At 72.0% G+C, this 22,153-nt stretch carries 19 protein-coding genes; 10 read left to right on the top strand and 9 right to left on the bottom strand.

Going from position 1 to position 22,153, the window contains the following annotated elements:
* Positions 1-7: 7 nt before the first annotated feature.
* The 6 genes from ABD785_RS33955 (at position 8) to ABD785_RS33930 (ending at position 7,138) form a co-directional block, all read left to right on the top strand.
* The gene (locus ABD785_RS33955; RefSeq protein ID WP_425547856.1) at positions 8-676 is read left to right on the top strand and encodes an amino acid ABC transporter permease; all 669 of its coding nucleotides are present in this window, start codon (positions 8-10) and stop codon (positions 674-676) included.
* Positions 673-1,542: an amino acid ABC transporter permease gene (locus tag ABD785_RS33950; protein WP_344836685.1), complete on the top strand. Its 870-nt coding sequence runs from the start codon at positions 673-675 to the stop codon at positions 1,540-1,542. Before ABD785_RS33955 ends, ABD785_RS33950 begins: the two co-directional genes overlap by 4 nt.
* Before the next feature lie 162 nt (positions 1,543-1,704).
* Positions 1,705-3,678 carry a S9 family peptidase gene (locus ABD785_RS33945; RefSeq protein WP_344836682.1) on the top strand — a complete coding sequence of 658 codons (1,974 nt, stop codon included), beginning with the start codon at positions 1,705-1,707 and terminating at the stop codon, positions 3,676-3,678.
* A 104-nt stretch (positions 3,679-3,782) separates the two neighbouring features.
* A complete protein-coding gene (locus ABD785_RS33940) occupies positions 3,783-4,235 on the top strand; it encodes a nitroreductase family deazaflavin-dependent oxidoreductase (protein ID WP_344836679.1) in 453 nt (150 codons plus the stop codon).
* A 96-nt stretch (positions 4,236-4,331) separates the two neighbouring features.
* Positions 4,332-4,880, top strand: a complete 549-nt coding sequence (locus ABD785_RS33935; RefSeq protein WP_344836676.1) for a TetR/AcrR family transcriptional regulator — start codon at positions 4,332-4,334, stop codon at positions 4,878-4,880.
* Positions 4,881-4,999: 119 nt separating this feature from the next.
* Positions 5,000-7,138 (top strand): MMPL family transporter, encoded by a 2,139-nt coding sequence (locus ABD785_RS33930; RefSeq protein WP_344836673.1) that lies wholly within the window; start codon positions 5,000-5,002, stop codon positions 7,136-7,138.
* Positions 7,139-7,164: 26 nt separating this feature from the next.
* Here the strand turns inward: ABD785_RS33930 and ABD785_RS33925 are convergent, their stop codons facing one another.
* The 5 genes from ABD785_RS33925 to ABD785_RS33905 form a co-directional block, all read right to left on the bottom strand.
* Complete coding sequence (locus ABD785_RS33925; protein ID WP_344836670.1) at positions 7,165-8,430, bottom strand: RNA polymerase sigma factor; 1,266 nt, start codon at positions 8,428-8,430, stop codon at positions 7,165-7,167.
* Positions 8,427-8,807, bottom strand: coding sequence for a YciI family protein (locus ABD785_RS33920; protein ID WP_344836667.1), 381 nt, complete (start codon positions 8,805-8,807; stop codon positions 8,427-8,429). The genes ABD785_RS33925 and ABD785_RS33920 overlap by 4 nt, the downstream gene beginning before the upstream one ends.
* A 20-nt stretch (positions 8,808-8,827) precedes the next feature.
* Positions 8,828-10,249 carry an MFS transporter gene (locus tag ABD785_RS33915; protein ID WP_344836664.1) on the bottom strand — a complete coding sequence of 474 codons (1,422 nt, stop codon included), beginning with the start codon at positions 10,247-10,249 and terminating at the stop codon, positions 8,828-8,830.
* 74 nt (positions 10,250-10,323) lie between these two features.
* Positions 10,324-11,847 carry a ribonuclease Y gene (gene rny, locus ABD785_RS33910; protein ID WP_344836659.1) on the bottom strand — a complete coding sequence of 508 codons (1,524 nt, stop codon included), beginning with the start codon at positions 11,845-11,847 and terminating at the stop codon, positions 10,324-10,326.
* A gap of 245 nt (positions 11,848-12,092) precedes the next feature.
* Complete coding sequence (locus ABD785_RS33905) at positions 12,093-12,605, bottom strand: hypothetical protein (protein ID WP_344836655.1); 513 nt, start codon at positions 12,603-12,605, stop codon at positions 12,093-12,095.
* A 73-nt stretch (positions 12,606-12,678) separates the two neighbouring features.
* On the opposite strand from ABD785_RS33905, the gene ABD785_RS33900 reads away from it, so the two are divergent.
* On the top strand, positions 12,679-12,873 hold the full coding sequence (locus ABD785_RS33900; protein WP_344836651.1) for a DUF3046 domain-containing protein: 195 nt from the start codon (positions 12,679-12,681) through the stop codon (positions 12,871-12,873).
* On the opposite strand, the gene ABD785_RS33895 is transcribed toward ABD785_RS33900, so the two are convergent.
* The 4 genes from ABD785_RS33895 to ABD785_RS33880 all read right to left on the bottom strand — a co-directional run bounded on the left by ABD785_RS33895 (position 12,866) and on the right by ABD785_RS33880 (position 15,822).
* Entirely contained in the window at positions 12,866-13,315 is a 450-nt protein-coding gene (locus ABD785_RS33895; RefSeq protein ID WP_344836649.1) for a DUF350 domain-containing protein, read from the bottom strand. The genes ABD785_RS33900 and ABD785_RS33895 overlap by 8 nt on opposite strands.
* Positions 13,316-13,329: 14 nt before the next feature.
* Entirely contained in the window at positions 13,330-14,466 is a 1,137-nt protein-coding gene (locus ABD785_RS33890) for a glutathionylspermidine synthase family protein (RefSeq protein WP_344836645.1), read from the bottom strand.
* 3 nt (positions 14,467-14,469) lie between these two features.
* Positions 14,470-14,829, bottom strand: a complete 360-nt coding sequence (locus ABD785_RS33885) for a hypothetical protein (protein WP_344836642.1) — start codon at positions 14,827-14,829, stop codon at positions 14,470-14,472.
* 129 nt (positions 14,830-14,958) lie between these two features.
* A complete protein-coding gene (locus tag ABD785_RS33880; protein ID WP_344836638.1) occupies positions 14,959-15,822 on the bottom strand; it encodes an ATP-grasp domain-containing protein in 864 nt (287 codons plus the stop codon).
* A 256-nt stretch (positions 15,823-16,078) separates the two neighbouring features.
* Here ABD785_RS33880 and recA point away from each other — a divergent pair, with 256 nt between their 5' ends.
* The 3 genes from recA to ABD785_RS33865 all read left to right on the top strand — a co-directional run.
* Entirely contained in the window at positions 16,079-17,203 is a 1,125-nt protein-coding gene (gene recA / locus ABD785_RS33875; protein WP_344836635.1) for a recombinase RecA, read from the top strand.
* A gap of 183 nt (positions 17,204-17,386) precedes the next feature.
* Positions 17,387-17,965: a regulatory protein RecX gene (locus ABD785_RS33870; protein ID WP_344836632.1), complete on the top strand. Its 579-nt coding sequence runs from the start codon at positions 17,387-17,389 to the stop codon at positions 17,963-17,965.
* Between the two features lie 165 nt (positions 17,966-18,130).
* A partial coding sequence (locus ABD785_RS33865) for a DEAD/DEAH box helicase (RefSeq protein WP_344836627.1) occupies positions 18,131-22,153 on the top strand: 4,023 nt, incomplete at its 3' end.

Below are 22,153 nucleotides of genomic sequence, written 5' to 3'. Positions count from 1 at the left end.
ACCGTCTGTGAGTGCCGTCTGGGACGAACGCGGCCGCATGCTGGCCGCGTTCCTCCTCACCCTGAAGCTGGCCGGGGTCAGCGCGATCGGATCACTGCTCCTCGGCACCGTGCTGGTGTCGATGCGGGTCAGCCCGATCCCGGTGCTGCGCTGGTCCGGCGCCGCGTACGTGAACCTGGTCCGCAACACCCCGCTGACGCTCGTCCTGCTGTTCTGCGGTCTCGGCCTCGGCACGGTCTTCGAGCTCCAGTTCGGCGACGACGTGTCGGTGACGACCTACTGGCTGGCGATCATCGGCCTGACCGCCTACACCGCGACGTTCGTCTGCGAGGTGCTGCGGGCGGGCATCAACACCGTCCCGGTCGGGCAGTCCGAGGCGGCCCGCTCACTCGGCTTCACCTTCCGGCAGAACCTCACCCTGGTGGTGCTGCCGCAGGCGTTCCGGTCGGTCGTCGGGCCGCTCGGCAGCGTTCTGATCGCGCTCACCAAGAACACCACGGTCGCCGCGGTGATCGGCGGCCTGGAGTCGGCGAACGTGATGAAGGACCTGATCAACGCGCACGGTGACGCCTCACTTCCGATCTTCGCCGGGTTCGCGCTGATGTTCGTGCTGGTGACCCTGCCGACCGGGATCTTCTTCGGCTGGCTGGCCAAACGGGTGCAGGTGCTGCGATGAGCGATGTCCTCTACGACGTTCCGGGGCCGAAGGCCGTCCTGCGCAACCGGATCCTCACCGCGGTCCTGACCCTGGCCCTGGCCGGCGCCGGCTACCTGGTGTGGAAGCGGCTCAGCGACCGCGGCCAGTGGGCGGGCGAGCTGTGGGAGCCGTTCACCCACGCCGACGTCTGGACCAACCTGATCCTGCCCGGCCTGGTCAACACGCTGAAGGCCGCGGCCGTCGCCTCGGTGCTCGCGCTGGTGTTCGGCGCGGTCTTCGGCGTCGCGCGGCTCTCGGAGCACCGGTGGATCCGCATCCCGGCCGCGGTGGTCGTCGAACTGTTCCGCGCGGTCCCGCTGCTCATCCTCATCGTGTTCCTGAAGTTCGGCGTCAACGGGCTGAACATCGGGCTGCGCGTGGAGTCGTTCACCGCGGTCGTCGTCGGGCTGATGCTCTACAACGGCTCGGTGCTCGCCGAGATCTTCCGGGCGGGCGTCTCGGCCGTTCCCCGGGGGCAGAGCGAGGCCGCTTACGGGATCGGGCTGCGCAAGACCGGCGTGATGGTCCACGTCATGCTGCCGCAGGCCGTCACCGCGATGATGCCCGCGATCGTCGCACAGCTCGTGGTGCTCCTGAAGGACACCGCGCTCGGCTTCATCGTCGCCTACGAGGACCTGCTCTACCGCGGCGTCAACGTGTTCGCCGTGAACCCGCCGGTCAAGTACATCCAGGCGATGATCGTCATCGCGATCATCTACATCACCATCAACATGGCGATCGGCTTCCTGGCCAACCGGCTCGAGGCCCGCAGCCGGCGCTCCCGCAAGTCCGCCGCGGCGCCGGTGACCTCGGCCCCCGCCGCGCCGGGAATGTCCGCCTCATAGCGGGCACCGGCGACGGTTCAGGTCGGCTTGATCACGGTCCGCCACATCCTCGACGTCTCGGTCAGCACGCCCGTGGCGGACCATCGGCAACTCTCGTATCTTTCCGGGCTCAACTGCGCAGACTTGACTCCAATCACCCTCGAGGTGCGGGACGATTTGGCTATGACCGCACGCGTGACCCCCTACGGTTCCTGGCCCTCCCCGATCTCGGCCTCCGATGTGGCGCGGACGCGCGTCCACCTGAGTTTTCCGACCGTCAAGGGGGAGGACGTGTGGTGGCAGGAGACCCGGCCCGAGGAGGGCGGGCGGACGACGGTCATGTTCAACGGTCATGAGCTCCTGCCCGCGCCGTGGAACGCGCGCACCCGGGTCCACGAGTACGGCGGCAAGTCCTACCTGGCGACCGCCCGCGGCCTCGTCTTCGCCAACTACGAGGACCAGCGGCTGCACCTGCTGTCGCCGGGCGACGCCAAGCCGCGCCCGCTGACCCCCGAGCCCGCGATGGCGACCGGCCTGCGTTACGCCGACTTCGTGCTGTCCCCCGACGAGACCGAGATCTGGTGCGTCTGCGAGGGCCACGTGGCGGCGGCGCCCGCCGAGGACGGCGGCCCGGCCGGACCCACCGGGGTGCGCCGCGCGATCGTGTCGATCCCGCTGGACGGCCGCGCGGCCAACGACCCCGGCGCCATCACCGAGATGGTGACCGGATCGGACTTCTACGCCTCCCCCACCCCCTCGCCGGGCGGCGGGTACCTGGCGTGGGTGCAGTGGAACCACCCGCGGATGCCGTGGGACGGGACCGAGCTGCGCGTCGGCGTCGTCGAGGACGACAAGGTCGTGTCGCCGCGGACCGTCAAGGGCGGGATGTCGGAGTCGGTGCTGGCACCGGTGTGGCGCGACGACAAGAGCCTGTACGTCGTGTCCGACTGGCCCGGCTTCTGGAACCTCTACCAGGTGGGGCTGTACGGCGAGTCGCCGCAGGCGCTCTACCCGGCCGAGGAGGAGTACGCCGCGCCGCTGTGGCAGCTCGGCGGGCGCCCCTACGCGCTGCTCGGCGACGGCCGTCTGGCGGTCCTGCACGGCCAGGGCGGGCAGCGGCTCAGCTACTACGACCCGGAGACCCTCGAGCTCGAGGAGATCGACCTTCCCTTCACCGACTGGCAGATGAGCCTGTCGGCGGACGGCAGCACGGTCGTCGGCATCGCGACGTCGCCGACCTCGGCCGCCTCGGTCGTCAAGGTCACGCCGTCGGGCGTCGAGGTGCTGCGCCGCGAGATGGAGAAGCTGCCCGACGAGGCCTACCTGCCGCGGCCGAGCTCGGAGACGTTCGAGGGCCACTTCGGCCGTCCCGTGCACGCCTACGTGTACGAGCCGCGCAACCCCGAGTGCGTCGCCCCCGAGGGCGAGCTCCCCCCGTACGTCGTCTTCGTGCACGGCGGCCCGACCGCGCGCGCCAACGGCGGGCTCAGCCTGGAGCGCGCCTTCTTCACCAGCCGCGGCATCGGCGTCATCGACGTCGACTTCGGCGGCTCCTCCGGCTACGGCCGCGCCTACCGCGAGCGTCTGCGCCGCCAGTGGGGCGTCGTGGACGTGGAGGACGCGACCGCCGTGGCCGAGGCGATGGTCAGGGCCGGCCGCGCCCATCCCGACCGGCTGGCGATCCGCGGCGGCAGCTCCGGCGGCTTCACGGCCCTGGCGGCCGTCACCCCGGGGACGACCTTCCGCGCCGCGACGTCCTACTACGGCGTCAGCGACCTGACCCAGCTGCTGGCCGAGACCCACGACTTCGAGTCGAAGTACCCCTTCGGCCTCATCGGCCCGATCCCCGGCTACGAGCGCACCTACGAGGAGCGCTCCCCGCTCAACCGCGCCGACCAGGCCTCGTGCCCGGTGCTGCTGCTCCAGGGCCTGGAGGACCCGGTCGTCCCGCCCGCGCAGTCCGGCCGCTTCGCCCAGGCGCTGACCGACAACGGCACCCCGCACGCCCACCTGACGTTCGAGGGCGAGTCCCACGGCTTCCGCCGCGCCGAGACCCTCATCCGCTGCCTGGAGTCCGAGCTCTCCTTCTACGCCCAGACCCTCACCTTCACCGCCCCCGGCGTCCCCACCCTCCCCCTCACCCCCCTCCCCGCCTGAGGACTGCCAGCCGCGTCGCCCGGGGAGCGACCCCGGGACGTGAGGGCGCGGCCTCGGCGACCATCGGCGGGAAGCACGCGCATCCGCCGACGGGGGCCGTACAGATGGCGAACAGGTTCAGCACCGCACTGGCAGCGGGCGCCGCGCGGACGGCGTCGCTGCTGGGCCCGCGCACGATGCGTCTCATCGCGCGGTTCAACCGGCGCGTGACCAATCCGATCCAGCGGCTGTGGGCCTCCCGCCTGCCCTATCTCGCGGTGATCGAGCACACCGGCCGCACCTCCGGCAGGCGCTACCGCACCCCGGTCATGGCCTTCGTCGAGAACGGCACCCTGTCGGTGGTCCTGAACTACGGCGCGGAGTCCGACTGGGTCCGCAACGTCCGCGCCGCCGGCTCCGCCTCCGTCGTCCACCGCGGCAGGCGCTACCGCCTCACCTCCCCCCGCGTCCTCCCGGCGGGCTCCCCCGAGCTCCCCGCCGCCCTACCCCCGGCCGGCGACCCGCCCCGCGACGCCCTCCACGCCACCCTGACCCCGGAGACCCCCGCCGGCGCCTGAGTCCCGTTCTCCGGAACCGCGGTGATGTGGCGGAGGCCACGGCGGAATCCTGCACGATCGGATAGTTCTGTCCGATCGGACAGTTAGAGTGGTGCCATGAGCCGTTCGGGGACCGCGCTGCGCGGGCAGCTTCTGGAGGCGTCGTTGCGGCTGTTCGCCGCGCACGGCTACCGGGGGACTTCGCTTCAGGACATCGCCTCGGAGGTCGGATGCTCCAAGGCCTCGCTGGTGTACCACTTCAGCAGCAAGGAGGCGATCCTCTCCGAGCTGCTCGCTCCGGCCGTCGAGGCCTCGGCCGAGCTGGACGAGCGGCTGGCGGCGATCCCCGCCGACCGGGTGCGGCGCGCGGCCGTCGAGGGCTTCGTCGATGTGACATTGCGCTACCGGCAGGAGGTCTCGCTGATGCTCTCGGAGGCGTCCGAGGCCACCAGCACACCCGCCTTCGAGAAGTCCGGCGAGCCGGGTGAGCGCCTGAGAGCGGCGATGTCCGGATGGTCCGGCTCTCCGGAGGACGGGCTGCGGGCCTGGATGGCCATGGGGGCGATCGTGATCGGCTGCGCCAGCGCCACCGGCATGTCCGCCGAGGAGATGCGGGAACCGCTGATCACCGCGGCCCTGCGGCTGCTCGACACCGGCGGCGCATAGGACCGTCCCGTAATCCGCACGAACGAGTAATCCGCACGAACGAGGAGGCCCGCGCGCGCCGTGGGGCCTGTTTCGCCGTGCCCTCGATTTTCGATCCACTATGAAGGGCGTTCGCACAGATGGCCGCGTTGCTGTACCGATTGGGCCGGTTCTCCTTCCATCGCCGGGGGCGGGTGCTGGCCGCCTGGATGCTGCTGCTGGCGGTGCTCGGCGGGGCCGCGCTGGCCTTCAAGGGGCCCTCCAGCAGTGAGTTCTCCATGCCGGGCACGGAGTCCTACCGGGCCATGACCACAGTGGAACGTGACTTTCCGCAGGCCGGCGGAGCCACCGGGACGATCGTCGTCGCCGCGCCGGACGGCTCCACACTGACCGCGGAGCGGGTGGCTCCGATCGTCGCCGAGGCCAAGGCCGTTCCCGGCGTGCTGGCCGCGACCGATCCGTTCACCTCGAAGGCGGTGTCGGCGGACGGCCGCTACGCCCTGGTCCAGGTGCAGTTCGAGGCGGCGAAGGCCGATCTCACCGCCGCCCAGCACGAGGCGTACCTGAAGGTCGGCGAGAGCGCCGACGGGCTGCGCGTCGAGCACGGCGGGGACGCCGCCGACGGGAAGGCCGAGGGCGGTGCCACCGAGGCCCTGGGCGTGCTGGTCGCCGCGGTCGTCCTGGTCATCACCTTCGGTTCCCTCGCCGCGGCCGGGATGACCCTGGTCAACGCGCTGATCGGGGTCGCCGCGGGCATGGCGGGGCTGTACTCGCTCAGCTCCGTGGTCGAGCTGAACTCGGCCGCCCCGACCGTCGCGCTGATGCTCGGCCTGGCCGTCGGCATCGACTACTCGCTGTTCATCACCTCCCGCTACCGGCAATACCTCGCCGACGGTCTCGAGGCACGGGAGGCCGCCGGGCGCGCCGTCGGCACCGCGGGCTCCGCCGTGGTCTTCGCCGGCATCACCGTCGTCATCGCGCTGGCCGGCCTGTCGGTCGTCGGCATCCCGTTCCTGACCGCCATGGGCCTGGCCGCCGCGGCCACCATCGCCATCGCCGTCCTGGTCGCCCTCACCCTGCTGCCCGCAGTCCTCGGCTTCGCGGGCGACCGGGTCCTGCACCGCAGGGACCGCAAGGAGAAGAGCGCCGCGGGCCGGGAGGCGTTCGGGTTCCGGTGGGGCCGCCTGGTCCTGCGCCACCGGATCCCCGTCCTGATCGCCGGGCTGGTCGGCCTGGGAGCGCTCGCGCTGCCCGTCACCGACATGCGCCTGGCCCTCCCCGACGCCGGCAGCCAGTCCCAGGACTCGCCCCAGCGCCAGGCCTACGACCTGATCAGCGAGGGGTTCGGCGCCGGCTTCAACGGCAGGCTCATCGCCGTCGTGACCGGCGACGACCGCGCCGCGACCACGGCCGCCGCGACCGAGGCGGGCGACGTGATCAAGTCCGTCGACGGCGTGCTCGCGGTGGCCCCGCCGCAGCTCAACGGCGCCGGGACCACCGCCCTCGTGCCGATCATCCCGCAGGACGGCCCCGACTCCGCGGCCACGGAACGGACCGTCCACGCCATCCGCGGCGCGGTCTCCGGCATCGACGGCGCCGACGTCGCCCTCACCGGTGCCACCGCCGTCGGGATCGACGTCTCCGAGAAGCTCGCCGACGCCCTCCCGGTCTACCTGCTGCTCGTCGTCGGCCTGTCGGTCCTGCTGCTCATGCTCGTGTTCCGCTCGATCCTCGTACCGCTCAAGGCGGCGGCGGGGTTCCTGCTGACGGTCGGGGCGACCTTCGGCGTCACCGTCGCGGTCTTCCAGGAGGGCCACCTCGCCGGGCTCGTCGGGCTCGACACGACCGGGCCGCTGGTCAGCTTCCTGCCCGTCCTGCTCATCGGCATCCTGTTCGGCCTCGCCATGGACTACGAGGTCTTCCTCGTCTCCCGCATGCGCGAGGACTTCGTCCACGGCGCCTCGCCCGAGCGGGCCGTGGTCGGCGGGCTCGGCCACAACGCCCGTGTCGTCACCGCGGCGGCCCTCATCATGATCTCGGTGTTCGCCGGGTTCATGCTCGCCCCCGATCCGGTCGTCAAGTCCATCGGGTTCGCGCTGGCCGTCGGGGTGTTCATCGACGCCTTCGTCGTCCGCATGACCCTCGTGCCCGCCCTCATGTCGCTGCTCGGCAAGGCCGCCTGGTGGCTGCCGCGCCGTCTCGACCGGGCCCTGCCCGACCTCGACATCGAGGGCGAGTCGCTCGGCGGCCCGGCCGAGCGTCAGCACCTGGCGGCCTGACCGGACCGCCCGGCGAAGGGACGCGTTCACAGGGCTTCGAGGCGTTCGGCGAGGAAGGCCCGTTCCGGCTGGTTCTCGGTCAGGAGCAGGGCCTCCTCGTAGGCGTCCCGGGCCTCGGGGAGGCGGCCGAGGCGGCGGAGGAGATCGGCCCTGGTGGCGGAGAGATAGCCGTAGGAGGCCAGGCGCGGGTCGGACAGCAGCGGGGTCAGGGCGTCCAGGGCGGGTCCCGGGCCGTCGGTGAAGCTGAGGGCGACGGCCCGGTTGAGGGCCACCACCGGGGACGGCCACGTCTCGAGCAGGAGGTCGTACAGGCCCAGGAGCTCGTGCCAGTCGGTGGTCTCCCCGGTGTGGACGGCGGCGATCGCTGCCATCAGCGAGAACCGGCCCGGCCTGCGGCGCAGGCGGTGGCTGGAGCGGCGGAGGGCGTCCTCGACCAGGGCCCTGCCCTCGGCGATGGCGTCGTGGTCCCAGCGGGTGCGGTCCTGGTCGGCCAGCAGGACGAGACGGCCCTCGGCGTCCAGCCGGGAGCCGCGGCGGGCGTCGGTCAGCAGGATCAGCGCCAGCAGGCCCGTCACCTCGGGATCGGTGCCGAGCAGGCAGTTCAGCATGCGCGTCAGGTCGAGGGCGCGGTCGATCAGGTCGCCGCGCAGCAGCCGTTCACCGGCGGGAGCCGTGTGGCCGGTGGTGAACATGAGGTGGACGACCTCGAGGACCGCCCGCGTGCGGGCCGGGAGCTCCCCGGCCGAGGGCACCCGGTAGGGGATGCCGGCAGTGGAGATCTTCTTCTTGGCCCGGGTGATGCGGGCGGCCATCGTGGCCTCCCCCACCAGGAAGGCGCGGGCGACCTCGGCCGTGGTCAGGCCGCAGATCAGGCGGAGCGTCAGGGCCACCTGCGCCTCGATGGCCAGGGCCGGGTGGCAGCAGGTGAAGATCAGCCGGAGCCTGTCGTCGGGGGCTCCCGCCCAGAACGGGTCCTCCGGCCCGTCCGTGAAGGGGTCCTCCCCGCCCAGGGCGTCCACGACGAGCAGCGGAAGGCGCCGCCGCAGGGTGGCGTCCCTGCGGACCAGGTCGAGGGCGCGGTTGCGGGCGACGGTCGTCAGCCACGCCCCCGGGGCGGCCGGAACGCCGTCGGCGGGCCATTTCTCCAGCGCCTTCGCGTAGGCGTCCTGCACGCACTCCTCGGCCAGGTCCAGATCGCGGGTGACGCGCACCGTCGCGGCGAGCACGAAGGCCCACTCGCGACGGTGCGCGTCCGCGACCGCGGCTTCGGCGGTCACGGTCTCGGCGGTCACGGCCGGTTTCCACCGCCGGTTCCCGCCGTGGTCGTGTGGACCAGGATGGGCCTGATCTCCAGGCCCCCGCTGAAGACGGGGATCTGCCGGGCCATGGCGATCGCGGCGTCGAGGTCGGGCGCCTCGACGAGGTAGTAGCCGCCCAGGGCCTCCTTGGTCTCGACGAACGGGCCGTCGGTGATGGTGAAACCGCCGGACCCGTCGGGACGGACCGAGGTGGCCGTCGCGGTGGGCTGCAGGGCGTTGGCGCCCACGACGTCCTTCTCGTGCCGCGCGCCGAAGGCGTAGTGCCCCTCCAGCATGTCCGCCGACGACCGTTCGTCCGCGGAGTCCCAGGCGGCCTCGTCGTCGTAGATGAGGATCAGGTACTGGCTCATCGCTCTCGTCCCTTCCTTGCTCAGTCGGCAACAGTCTGCGGAACGCGTACGACATTCCCGGCGGGCCGCCGGAGGCGCCTGGGGACGAACGCCGCGGCGACCGCGCCGCACGCCGACAGGCCCGCCGCGGTCCACAGCGCCGGGACCAGCCCGTCGGTGAACTCCCGCGGCGAGCCGTAGCCGCCGTGGGCACCGAACACGACCGCGGCCAGGGCGACGCCGAAGACGCCCCCGACCTCGCGGATCGCGCTGTTCACCCCCGAGGCGACGCCCGCCTCCCGCAGCGGCACGGACGTCATGACCTCGGTCGCGACCGTCGGGAACGTCATCGAGATGCCCACCCCGGCCAGGACCAGCGCCGCGCACAGCCACCCGTAGGACACTCCCGGCGAGACGATCAGCGCGACCCATGCCAGGCCCGCGGCCTGCATGAGCACACCGGCCAGCATGAACGGCCGGTTGCCGTGCCGGTCGGCGAGCGCCCCGACGACCGGGGCGACCAGCATCGGGGTCGCCGTCCACGGCAGGATCCGCAGCCCCGCCTCCAGCGGCGACAGGCCGAGGCCGACCTGGAAGAACTGCGACAGCAGGAAGAGCGAGCCGAACAGGCACGCGAAGGTGAAGAAGACCACCCCGTCGGCGGCGGCGAACCCGCGGAACCCGAACAGCCGCGGCGGCACCATCGGATAGGCGGCCCTGCGCTGCCACAGCAGGAAGAGGCCGACCAGGACCACGCCCGCGGCCAGCGATCCGGCCACCTCGCCGCTCCCCCATCCGGCCGTGTCGGAGCGGACGAGACCCCAGGTCAGGCCGAAGAGCCCGGCCGCCGCCAGGACGAGGCCGAGAAGGTCGAGCTGGGGGCGCGGGCCGTGGCTCTCGGTCAGGAACCGTGCCGCCAGGGGCGCGATCACCAGGCCGATCGGCACGTTGACCCAGAAGATCCAGCGCCAGTCGGCCCCGTCGGCGATCGCGCCGCCGACGACCGGTCCCGCCGCGACGCCGAGCCCGGAGATCCCGCCCCACAGGCCGATCGCCGCGCCCCGCTTCTCCGCCGGGAACGCCTCGCTGATCAGCGTGAGCGTCAGGGGCATGACCAGCGCCGCCGTCCCGCCCTGGACGGCCCGCGCCGCGATCAGGGCGCCGATGGTGGGGGCCAGCGCGGCCGCGGCCGAGGCGGCGGTGAAGCCCAGCGTGCCGAGGACGAACATCCTGCGCCGCCCGAACCGGTCGCCGAGGGCGGCCCCGGTCAGCAGCAGGCAGGCGAAGGCGAGGTTGTAGCCGTTGACCGTCCATTCCAGGTCGGCCAGTGAGGCGCCGAGGTCACGGCGGATCACCGGCACGGCGGTGGACACCACGAGGGTGTCCAGTGAGCTCATGAAAAGTCCCAGTGAGACCAGGACCAGCGTCCACCCCTTGCGCGGGGCGGCGTCCGTTGCCGACATGCCCGAGTCCCTTCGATCACGGCCCCTCGCGGGCCGTCCGAAGGGACGACGAACGGGTTACGCCCGCATCGACATCAGCGGGCGTACTCGGTGGAGCGGCTCTCGCGGACCACGGTCACGCGGATCTGGCCGGGGTAGGTGAGCTCGTCCTCGACCTGCTTGGCGATGTCGCGGGCGATGACCTGGGCCTGGATGTCGTCGACGGCCTCGGGCTTGACCATGACGCGGATCTCGCGGCCCGCCTGCATCGCGAAGACCTTCTCGACGCCCTCGTGGTTGCTCTTGGCGATCTCCTCGAGGCGTTCCAGCCGCTTCACGTAGGCCTCGAGGGACTCCCGCCGCGCCCCCGGACGCCCGCCGCTGATCGCGTCGGCGGCCTGGGTGAGGACGGCCTCGACGGTCCTGACCTCGACCTCGTTGTGGTGCGCCTCGATCGCGTGGACGACGTCCTCGTGCTCGCCGTACCTGCGGGCGATCTCCGCTCCGATCAGGGCGTGGCTGCCCTCGACCTCGTGGGTGAGCGCCTTGCCGATGTCGTGCAGGAGCGTGCACCGCTTGACGACCTCGACGGGCAGCCGCAGCTCCGCCGCCATGATCCCGCCGAGATGGGCGGACTCGATCAGGTGCTTGAGGACGTTCTGCCCGTAGGAGGTCCGGTAGCGGAGCTGGCCGAGCAGTGCCACCAGATCGGGGTGCATCTCGGTGATGCCCAGTTCGACCAGGGCGTCCTCGCCGGCCCGGACGCACAGGGTCTGCACGTCGGTCTTGCTCCGCTCGTAGATCTCCTCGATCCGGTGCGGATGGATCCGGCCGTCCAGGACGAGCTTCTCCAGGGTGAGCCGCCCGACCTCGCGCCGCACCGGGTCGAAGCAGCTGAGCAGCACGGCCTCGGGAGTGTCGTCGATGATCAGGTTGACCCCGGTGACGGCCTCGAACGCGCGGATGTTGCGGCCCTCGCGGCCGATGATCCGGCCCTTCATCTCGTCGTGCGGCAGGTGCAGCACCGACACGACCGACTCGGTGGTCTGCTCGCTGGCGACCCGCTGCACGGCCAGGGTGACGATCTTGCGCGCGCGCTGCTCGCCCTCGTCCCTGGCGGTCTGCTCGATCTCCCGGACGGTCAGCGCCGCCTCGCGCTTGGCCTGGTTGCGGATCTGGGCGACCAGCTCGGCCTTGGCCTGCTCGGCGGTCAGCTGGGCCGCCTGCTCGAGGACCTTGGTCCGCTGCTCCTCCGCCCTGGCGACGTCCAGCTCGCGCTCGGCGAGCTCCTTGGACCGGTCGGTGAGGCGCTGGGCGCGCTCCTCACCCCGCCGGTGATCCTCGTCGAGCCGCTGCTCGCGGTCCGCCAGCCTGGTCTCGCGGCGCTCGAGGTCCTCCCGGAGCGCGCGCACGTCGTCCTTGAGCGCGCGCGCCTCGTCCTCCAGCTCCTTGCGGGCCTGGGCGGTGACCTCCTCCGCCTGCTGGATCGCCCGTTCCTCGGCCTGCGCGAGAAGTTCCGGCGACGGCTCCCGGCCGTTGCCGTGAGGACGGCGCAGCACCACGAACGCGAGCAGCAGAAGAGAGACGAGCAGCGCCGCTCCCATCACGACGCTCTCCATGGTGAAGACCTCACCGATCTATAGAAATCCGCAGCTGCGGAAGTAACCGATTCGCATACTTTCCGGCCACCGTAAGCCGCACCGCCGACATGAGCAAGCAAAGCACCGGCGATACGTGAGATCCGTACAGGTCATCCGATACCCGTCACCTGCGGTTCCATGCGCGTGACCTCGAGTCAAAGATCGTATGACTCGCGGGCGTGTCCGCACCCCCTTCCACCAGGGTGCGGATCACGGACTTCCGGTCAGTAGACGCGGCCCATCCTGGTGGCCCTTTCCTGGGCGGCCGAGCGCTTCTGGTCGCCCAGCAGCCTGCGGGAACGGATGCCGGGGAGGCCGCCGCGGAAGAAGGCGACCAGGATCATCCAGCCCGTCGCGAAGGGGGCCAGGCTGATCAGCAGGGCGATCGACGGGCGCATCCAGGGGTGGCCGGAGGCCGTCCAGACCGAGCCGCCGGGCGACATGACGGCGTCGCGGACGACACCGGCGGCGTCCGCGCCGTTGATCCGGACGCCCGTCCTGACGACGGAGCCGTCGGCCGAGGTGAAGGTCCCCTCGCAGTGGCCGTCGAGAAGCCCGGAGCCACAGCGGGTGACCGTCACCGAACCCGCGACGCCCTTGCCGTTCGTGACGGCCTGATAGCCCTCGGCGCGGTGCTTGAAGTCCCCCGTGAGGAAGACCAGGCAGCCGACGAGGACCAGGAAGGAAAGAGTCGTGACACCGGAGAGGGATCCGCCGTCCGAGTTCGAGCGGGCCATGTTCGTCACCTCCTCACTATGAGAGTGACGCGGCCGTTCGCCGGTTCCACTGTCAGCTGACACACTGTCGGGCGTGAGGCTGACGGCGTTCTGGGCGAAGATGAATCAGCAGTTCGGGGAGAACTACGCGGAGAGCGTCGCGAAGGACCATGTCATCGCCGACCTGGACGGCCGCACGGCCGCCCAGGCGCTCTCCGACGGGGTCGACACCAAGACGGTGTGGCGCGCGGTGTGCGCCACCTTCGACGTCCCCGACCGGATCAGATGACGCTGACCGCGGTGACGAGGCCGATCATCACGTAGGTGACGGCCAGCATCCAGGTGCCCGGCTGCAGGTCCGCCTCGCCGCACAGGTCTTTGATCTTCAGGCCGATCAGCAGGTTGAACACCAGCATCGCCAGCACCTGGGCGAGGATGCCCACGATGCCGTAGACGGCCGTCGCGATCAGGCCCTCGGCCAGGGCGGCGTCCGTGGCGTAGATCGAGGCGCTGACGATGACGCCGACCGAGATCATCGCGGCCGTCGCGAGCAGGGTGGCGTTCGGGTTGCGCTCGTGCCGGATCACCGAGACCAGGTGGCCCGGTGTGGCCAGGTCGATGACGTAGAAGCCGACGACGAACAGGACCAGGCCGACCAGCGCGTAGGCGACGATCGCGAGGGTGTTGTCGCCCAGCACGTCGCCGAAGGCGCTGTCGAGAGCGAGTGCCATGGAGGGCTCCTTTATTACAGGGGGATGCGATGGGGGACGAAGGATGAGGTGTCGTCGGTGATCAGGCCGGACGTCTCACGGATGCCGATGCCCGCGGACTCCTCGCCGACCACCCACGCGCCGATCACGGGGTGCTGGCCGTCGAAGTCGGGCAGTGCCTGGAACTCCTGGAAGACGAAGCCCTCCGCGCCGTAGCGGCCCTCGGTGGCGTGCCGGAGACCGGGTGTGACGATCTCCATGGACGCGCCCTCGCGGCCGAGCAGCGGCTTGCGGATGTAGGACTTCATGTTGCCGGGGGTGTCGAGATAGGCGCGCAGCAGGTTCGGATGGCCGGGGAACAGCTCCCACAGGGCCACGAGCAGGCCCTTGTTCGACAGGAGCATCTTCCACATCGGCTCGACCCAGTCGGTCTCGTCGATGTGGGCGCCGAACTCCTCGGCGACGATCCACTCCCACGGGTAGAGCTTCCAGAGCGTCTTGATCTCGTTGCGGCCGTTGTCGCGGAAGTCGTGGCCGTCCCAGCCGATGTCCTGCATCGTGATGCCGACGCCGAGGCGGCCCGCCTGCTCGGCGACCTCCTTCATGTAGGCGACGGTCATGAACTCCTCGCCCGACTCGTCGTCCTCGGTCCAGGCGAAGTGGACGGGCCCGTCCCGCAGCGGGAGGGACTTCCAGCGGTCGACCAGGCGCTCGTGCAGGGAGTTCCACTGGTCGTCGGAGGGGAAGAGGTCCTCCTTCCAGTACCACTGGATGATCGAGGACTCGACCAGGGAGGTGGGGGTGTCGGCGTTGTACTCCAGCAGCTTGGGCGGGCCGGCGCCGTCGTAGCGCAGGTCGAAACGGCCCGAGAGGTGCGGGTCCCTGCGGTTCCACGACGCCTCGATCGCCGGGACGAGGTGCGGGGGGATGCCGAGCAGCTCGTACCGGCCGGACGTGACGATGTAGGCCGCGGCCTCCATGCACATCCGGTGGAGTTCCTCGACGGTCTCCTCGAGGCGGAGGACCTCGTCCATCTCGAAGGTGTAGTGGACCGACTCGTCCCAGTAGGGGCGGGTGAGGTTCTCCGGATGGGAGGTGCGGTGGTAGGCCAGGCCCTGCGCCTCGATGATCTGCGGCCAGCCCGTCCGGGGCTCGGCTCTCTCCCTGCGCACGGCTCAGCTTCCGCCGCTGCTGCCGCTGCTGCCGAAGCCGCCCTTGCGGATCGTGGTGCCGCTGCTGGTCTTGATCCCGCCGCTCTTGGGCTTCAGCGTGGTGCCGCCGCTGATCCGGTTGCCGGTGCGGTGGTGGGCGTTGTAGTACCAGAACGCGTGGTGGTTGGAGCTGTAGACGCCGTCCTCGCACTCGTCCTCGTCGACGAGCGTGTACTCGCCGTTCGCGTCGGGGCCGGTCACGCAGTCGGCCCGCGAGTCCTCGCCGGGCGAGCAGGCGACGAATCCCCAGGTGGCCAGCGCCGCGGAGATCGCGCCCACCGCGCCGATCTTGACGGCGCGCGAGCTCAGGCGACGCTCTGACATAGGGGGTCCCTCCGGTTTGACGCGATGCGCACAGAGCATAGGGGGGCGCATGTCGTTGATGTGACTATTTTGGCGTCACTTAGGTTCCGATTCTTCTTTGATCCACTTTGTGGCGTATGTGCCGTGCGATCAGGAGGGATCCGGGAGGTGGAAGTAGAGATCCCCCACGTCCGATCCGGCCGGCAGGTCGCTGACCTGACCGTCGCCGACCTCCACGACCCGCCAGACGCCGTCGGACCGGCGGGCGAGATCGGTGGTGACGAAACGGCAGCCCAGGGCGCGCACGGCCGGGCGGACATGGTCGAGCTCGGGCTCGCGCTCCTCCCCCGGGGTGTCGGGATGCGGGCCGATCAGGACCGGTTCCCCGTCCACCCACCAGACGCGGCACTCGGCGGCGTCGTACTCCTCGAACTGGCGGATGACCAGGCCTCCCGCGAGGAAGGCGTCCTGGAGCTCGACCATGTTCCGCGCCGTCCTGGCGAGGGCGGCGGGATCGCGCAGGTCCGGGACGTAGCAGGCCTCGTGCCACTCGTGCTTGCGGGACTTCACGTAGTCCTTGACCACGCCGGGGCCCGGCGGGAGCTGGGCGGCGGCCGCCTCGAGGGCGGCCGGGTCCGGGACCTCCCGCGGGTCGAGGGGCAGCCACGCGCTCTGCGGGGTGAGGCCCGCGAACGTCTCGTACCAGCCGGGGAGCTCGTGGGCGCGCCGGTAGCCGTCCGGCGGGGTCATCAGGGGGGCGCCGCGGGCCGCGAGGGCCTTGGCCAGGGCGTGATATTCGGCCGAGGTGACCATCCAGCCGCGGTACCACAGGGCCCCCAGGCCCCTGGGGACGCGCTTGGCCGCCTCGACGGCCTCGCCGCGCTGGAGGAGATCGTGGTCGAGCAGGACCGGGGTGCCGCCGGTGGCGCGCACGGTGTCGGCCTCGCGGGTGAAGTGGTCGTCCACCCGCCTCGGATCGAGGGGGTCGGCGCAGAAGAGGACGGTCAGGGTCATGGCGTGGCCCCCGGGTGATCGCCTAGCTCGGGGCCAGAGTACGTCCCTTCCGGGTAGCCGCGCAGCCCTATTCCCGGGACGAATCCGCGAGTTCCCGGGACGAATCGGCGCGCCGGTCAGTGATCGAAAAGATGTTCGGTAGAGTGTGCCGCGCGAAGCGGTCCGCGTTTTGTCAGTGGGCTCTCGTAGCTTCGTTCTCGACATGACGAAGATGAAGGCTCCGACGATGAAGACTCCGACCCGACAGGGGCAGACCATGGCAGCAGGAAACGACCGCGACAAGGCACTCGAGACAGCGCTCGCCCAGATCGAGCGCCAGTTCGGCAAGGGCTCGATCATGCGCCTCGGCGACGAGGTGCGCGCGCCGATGGAGGTGATCCCCACCGGGGCGATCGCCCTCGACATCGCGCTGGGGATCGGCGGCCTGCCGCGCGGCCGGGTCGTCGAGGTCTACGGTCCGGAGTCCTCCGGCAAGACCACGGTGGCCCTGCACGCCGTCGCCAACATGCAGAAGCTCGGCGGCATCGCGGCGTTCGTCGACGCCGAGCACGCCCTCGACCCCGAGTACGCCGAGAAGCTGGGCGTCGACACCAACTCCCTCCTGGTCTCCCAGCCCGACACCGGTGAGCAGGCCCTCGAGATCGTCGACATGCTGATCCGCTCCGGCGCGGTCGACCTCGTCGTCGTCGACTCCGTGGCGGCCCTGGTGCCCCGCGCGGAGATCGAGGGCGACATGGGCGACAGCCACGTCGGTCTCCAGGCCCGCCTCATGTCGCAGGCGCTGCGCAAGCTCACCGGCGCGATCAACCAGACGAAGACCACCGTGATCTTCATCAACCAGCTGCGCGAGAAGGTCGGCGTGATGTTCGGCTCGCCGGAGACCACGACCGGTGGCCGCGCGCTGAAGTTCTACGCCTCGGTCCGCCTGGACGTGCGCCGCATCGAGACCCTGAAGGACGGCACCGAGCCCGTCGGCAACCGGGTCCGGATCAAGGTCGTCAAGAACAAGGTGGCCCCGCCGTTCAAGGTCGCCGACTTCGACCTGCTCTACGGCATCGGCATCAGCCGCGAGGGCGGCCTGATCGACCTCGGCGTCGAGCACGGCTTCGTCCGCAAGTCGGGTGCCTGGTACACCTACGAGGGCGACCAGCTGGGGCAGGGCAAGGAGAACGCCCGCAAGTACCTCAAGGAGCACCCCGAGACCACCGACGAGATCGAGAAGAAGATCAAGGAGAAGCTCGGCATCGGGCCGCGCGTCGACGCCCCGGCCGGCGATGCCGCTCCCGCCGCCGCTGCCGCCGCTCCCGCCGCGGAGGCCTCGGTCCCCGCTCCGGCCACCCGCCGCACCCGCACCGCGTCGGCTCCCAAGCCGGGCGACTGATGTCCGGCCCCGGGTGGGCGCCCCCTTCGACGGGCGTCCACCCGGCATCGCCCACCGGCCCGCCGTCGGGATGGGCCGTCGGGACGGGGCCGCTGGCGCGGGGCGTCGTGCCCGGAGTCTCTCCGGGCGTCTTCGGGGGCGGCCTCGGGCCGTCAGGCAGCGGGTTCGGATGAGGGGGTTCGGATGAGCGGATACGGACGACGGGGATCGCGGCGGAACGAGCCGGGCTCCGAGGACGCGCCGGCGCGCAAGCCGCCCGCCGACATGGAGGCCTTCGCCCGCGAGATCTGCCTGCGGCAGCTCGCCATGGCGCCCAGGACCCGCTCGCAGCTCGCCGACGCCCTCACCCGCAAGGAGGTGCCGAAGGAGGTCTCCGACAAGGTCCTCGAGCGCTACTCCGAGGTCGGCCTGATCGACGACGAGGCCTTCGCCCAGTCCTGGGTCCGCTCCCGGCACGCCAACCGCGGCCTGGCCCCCCGCGCCCTGTCCGCCGAGCTCCGCCAGCGCGGCGTCGACGACGAGACCATCAAGGAGGCCGTCGCCGAGATCCAGCCCGAGGACCTGGAGTCCGCCGCCCACGCCCTCGTCGCCAAGAAGCTCTCCAGCACCCGCTCCCTCCCCCCGGACAAGCGCACCACCCGCCTCGTCGGCATGCTCGCCCGCAAGGGCTACCCCCCGGGCCTCGCCTACCGCGTGGTCAAGGAGGCCCTCACCGGCGCCGCCCACCCCGACGAGGACGACGACCTCAGCCTCCCCGATTGACGACCGGCGATTCCGCGGACCCGGCCTCAGGCAAGCGGAGGCAAAGCGGGGGGCGGGATCCCCTTTTCGCCGCTCGGGCCGATACCGCCTCGGAGGGCACGCGGACGAGGGGCCGGGGAGGTGGGTGGGGATTCTGTCGGTAGGGCGGGGCACCATGGAGGGGTGATGGAGGGGTTCTCCGCGGCTACGCGGGAGTGGTTCTCTGGGGCCTTCAGCGCGCCGACCGCGGCGCAGGCGGGGGCCTGGGGGGCGATCGCCCGCGGGGAGAACACTCTCGTGGTGGCGCCGACCGGGTCGGGGAAGACGCTGGCGGCGTTCCTGTGGTCGCTGGACAGGCTGGCCTCGACGCCGCCGCCGGAGGAGCCCCGGCACCGGTGCCGGGTGCTGTACGTGTCGCCGCTGAAGGCGCTGGCCGTCGACGTGGAGCGGAACCTGCGGGCGCCGCTGACCGGGATCGGGCACGCGGCGCGGCGGCTCGGGCTGCCGGAACCGGCCCTGCGCGTCGGGATCCGGTCGGGCGACACCCCCGCCGACGAGCGCAGGCGGCTCGTCAGCAAGCCGCCCGACATCCTCATCACCACGCCGGAGTCGCTGTTCCTGCTGCTGACCTCCCAGGCCAGGGAGTCGCTCCGCGGCGTCGACACGGTGATCATCGACGAGGTCCACGCCGTCACGGCCACCAAGCGCGGCTCTCATCTCGCCCTCTCCCTCGAACGCCTCGACGCCCTGCTGGAGCGTCCCGCGCAGCGGATCGGGCTCTCGGCGACCGTCCGTCCGGTCGCCGAGGTGGCCGCCTTCCTCGGCGGGGCGCGGCCCGCGACCGTCGTCCAGCCGCCCGCGGACAAGACCTTCGACCTCAGCATCGTCGTGCCCGTCGAGGACATGTCGGAGATCTCCGGAGACCAGAGCACCCAGGCCGGTGAGGATCCGCGCAACCGCTCCATCTGGCCGCACGTCGAGGAGCGCGTCCTCGACCTCATCGCCGCCCACCGCTCCACGATCGTCTTCGCCAACTCCCGGCGCCTGGCCGAACGGCTCTGCGGGCGGCTCAACGAGATCACCTACGAGCGCCTCCACGGCCCGCTCGAGGAGGACCACTCCCCCGCCGCGGTCATGGCCCAGGCCGGTGCCTCGCGCGGCACCCCGCTCCTGGACGATCCCTGGCGCCTGCCCGCCCCTCCCCCTGCGGCCCCGGAGGTGACCGGGGACCTGGACGAGGACCCCGCCGGCGGACCTCGGCGGGTGGACTTCGGGGAGGCGTTCGCGGCGCTGGCCCGCCGGGCGGCCCACGGCGAGGTCGTGGAAGTGGCCAGGGCGCACCACGGGTCGGTGTCGAAGGAGGAGCGGGCCGGGATCGAGGACGCGCTGAAGCAGGGACGCCTGCCCGCCGTCGTCGCGACCTCGAGCCTCGAGCTGGGCATCGACATGGGCGCCGTCGACCTCGTCGTGCAGGTGGAGTCGCCGCCGTCGGTGGCGAGCGGGCTGCAGCGCGTCGGACGCGCCGGGCACCAGGTCGGGGCCGTCTCCCGTGGAGTCATCTTCCCGAAGTACCGGGGCGATCTGGTGCAGACCGCCGTCGTCGCGGAGCGGATGCGCGACGGGAAGATCGAGGAGCTGCGCTACCCCCGCAACCCGCTCGACGTGCTCGCCCAGCAGATCGTCGCGATGGTCGCCATGGAGGAGTGGACGGTCGAGGACCTGTACTCCGCCGTGAGGAGGGCCGCCCCCTACGCGACCCTGCCGCGCAGCGCCTACGAGGCCACCCTCGACATGCTCGCCGGGCGCTACCCGAGCGAGGAGTTCGGTGAGCTGCGGCCGAGGATCGTCTGGGACAGGGTGACCGGCGTGCTGCGGGCCCGGCGCGGCGCCCAGCGCCTGGCGGTCGTCAGCGGCGGCACGATCCCCGACCGTGGGCTGTTCGGCGTCTTCCTGGTCGGGGAGAAGTCCTCGCGGGTGGGCGAGCTCGACGAGGAGATGGTCTACGAGTCGCGCGTCGGCGACGTGTTCGTGCTCGGCGCGAGCTCCTGGCGGATCGAGGACATCACCCCCGACCGGGTGCTCGTCTCGCCGGCTCCGGGGCGGCCGGGGAAGCTTCCGTTCTGGCACGGCGACTCGCCGGGCCGCCCCGCCGAGCTCGGCCGGGCGCTGGGCGCCTTCACCCGCGAGCTCGGCGCGCTCGCCCCCGGCAAGGCCAGGGAGCGCGCCACCGCGGCGGGCCTCGACCCGTGGGCCGCCGACAACCTGATCTCCTACCTCGCCGAGCAGAAGGAGGCGACCGGGCGGCTTCCCGACGACCGCACCCTGGTCGTGGAGCGCTTCCGCGACGAGCTCGGCGACTGGCGCCTGATCGTCCACTCGCCCTACGGCGCGCTCGTCCACGCCCCCTGGGCGCTGGCGATCGCCGCCAGGCTGCGCGAGCGGTACGGCGTCGACGCCCAGGCCATGCACGCCGACGACGGCATCGTCGTGCGCGTCCCGGACACCGACGAGCCGCCGACGGCCGAACTCGTCCTGTTCGACCCCGACGAGATCGAGCGGATCGTCGTCGACGAGCTGGGGGCGTCCGCGCTGTTCGCCGCCCGGTTCCGGGAGTGCGCCGCCCGGTCGCTGCTGCTGCCCCGGCACCGTCCCGACCGCCGCATGCCGTTGTGGCAGCAGCGCCAGCGGGCCGCCCAGCTGCTGGCCGTCGCCTCGAAGTACGCGACCTTCCCGATCGTCCTGGAGACCGTCAGGGAGTGCCTCCAGGACGTCTTCGACGTTCCCGGCCTGGTCACGCTCCTGCGCGACCTGTCCGCCCGCAAGGCCCGCCTCACCGAGGTCGAGACCCCCACCGCCTCCCCCTACGCCCAGTCCCTGCTGTTCCGCTACATCGCCGCCTTCATGTACGAGGGCGACTCCCCGCTCGCCGAGCGCAAGGCCCAGGCCCTCGCCCTCGACTCCGCCCTGCTGTCCGAGCTCCTCGGCCAGGCCGACCTCCGCGAGCTCCTCGACCCCGAGGTCCTCACCGAGGCCGCCGCCGAACTCCAGCGCCTCACCCCCGCCCGCCACGCCACCGACCCCGACACCTGCACCGACCTCCTCCGCGCCCTGGGCCCCCTCACCCTCCCCGAGCTCACCGCCCGCTCCACCCCGCCCGACGCCGCCCGGCAGGGCGACGCTCGTGAGGGCGACGCTCGTGAAGGCCGTGTTCGTGAGGGTTCGGAGGCCGTCGGGGAGTGGGTGCGGGGGCTCGAGGCGGAGCGGCGGGTGGTCCGGGTGCGGATCGCGGGGATGGAGTACTTCGCGGCGGTGGAGGACGCGGCGCGGCTGCGGGACGGGCTGGGGACCCCGCTGCCGGTCGGGGTGCCGGAGGTGTTCCTGGAGCCGGTGGAGGACCCCGTCGGGGATCTGATGATCCGGTACGCGCGGACCCGGGTGCCGTTCGCGGCGGGGGACGCGGCGGCGCGCTTCGGGCTCGGGACGGCCGTGGTGACCGAGACGCTGAAGCGGCTGCCGGGTGTGGTCGAGGGCGAGTTCACGCCGGGGGCGACGGGGCTCGAATGGGTCGACTCCGGGGTGCTGCGGATGCTGCGGCGCCGGTCGCTGGCGCGGCTGCGGGCCGAGGTGGAGCCTTCGCCGCCGCAGGCGCTGGGCCGTTTCCTGCCCCAGTGGCAGGGGCTGGGCGGACGGCACGGCGGCCTCGACGCGCTGGCTCAGGCGATCGAGCAGCTCCAGGGCGCGTCGGTGCCGGGTTCGGCGCTGGAGACCCTGATCCTGCCGTCCCGGGTGCCCGGATACACCCCGGCGATGCTGGACGAGCTGACCTCGGCGGGCGAGGTCGTGTGGGCGGGCCGCGGCTCGCTTCCCGGCGGGGACGGCTGGCTGTCGCTCTACCTCGCCGACACCGCCCCGCTGCTCCTCCCCCCGCCCTCCGACCTGACGCTCACCCCCCTCCACCAGACCGTCCTCGACCTCCTCGCCGACGGCTCCGCCCACTTCTTCCGCACCCTCTCCAACCGCGTCAACGCCCCCGCCGGGCCCGCGGAGGGCGAAGGTGCGGGGCGGGTGGCGGACCAGGATCTGGTGGAGGCGCTGTGGGATCTGGTGTGGGCCGGACGCCTGACGAACGACACGCTGGCTCCGCTGCGGGCGGCGCTGGGCGCGGGGCGGCCCGCGCACCGGGCGCGGGCCGGGGGGCGCGGGCGGGCC

The sequence above is a fragment of the Actinocorallia longicatena genome, from assembly GCF_039534125.1.
In the GTDB taxonomy this organism is placed as follows: Bacteria; Actinomycetota; Actinomycetes; order Streptosporangiales; family Streptosporangiaceae; genus Actinocorallia; species Actinocorallia longicatena.
This window is presented reverse-complemented; position numbering and strand designations above follow the sequence as displayed.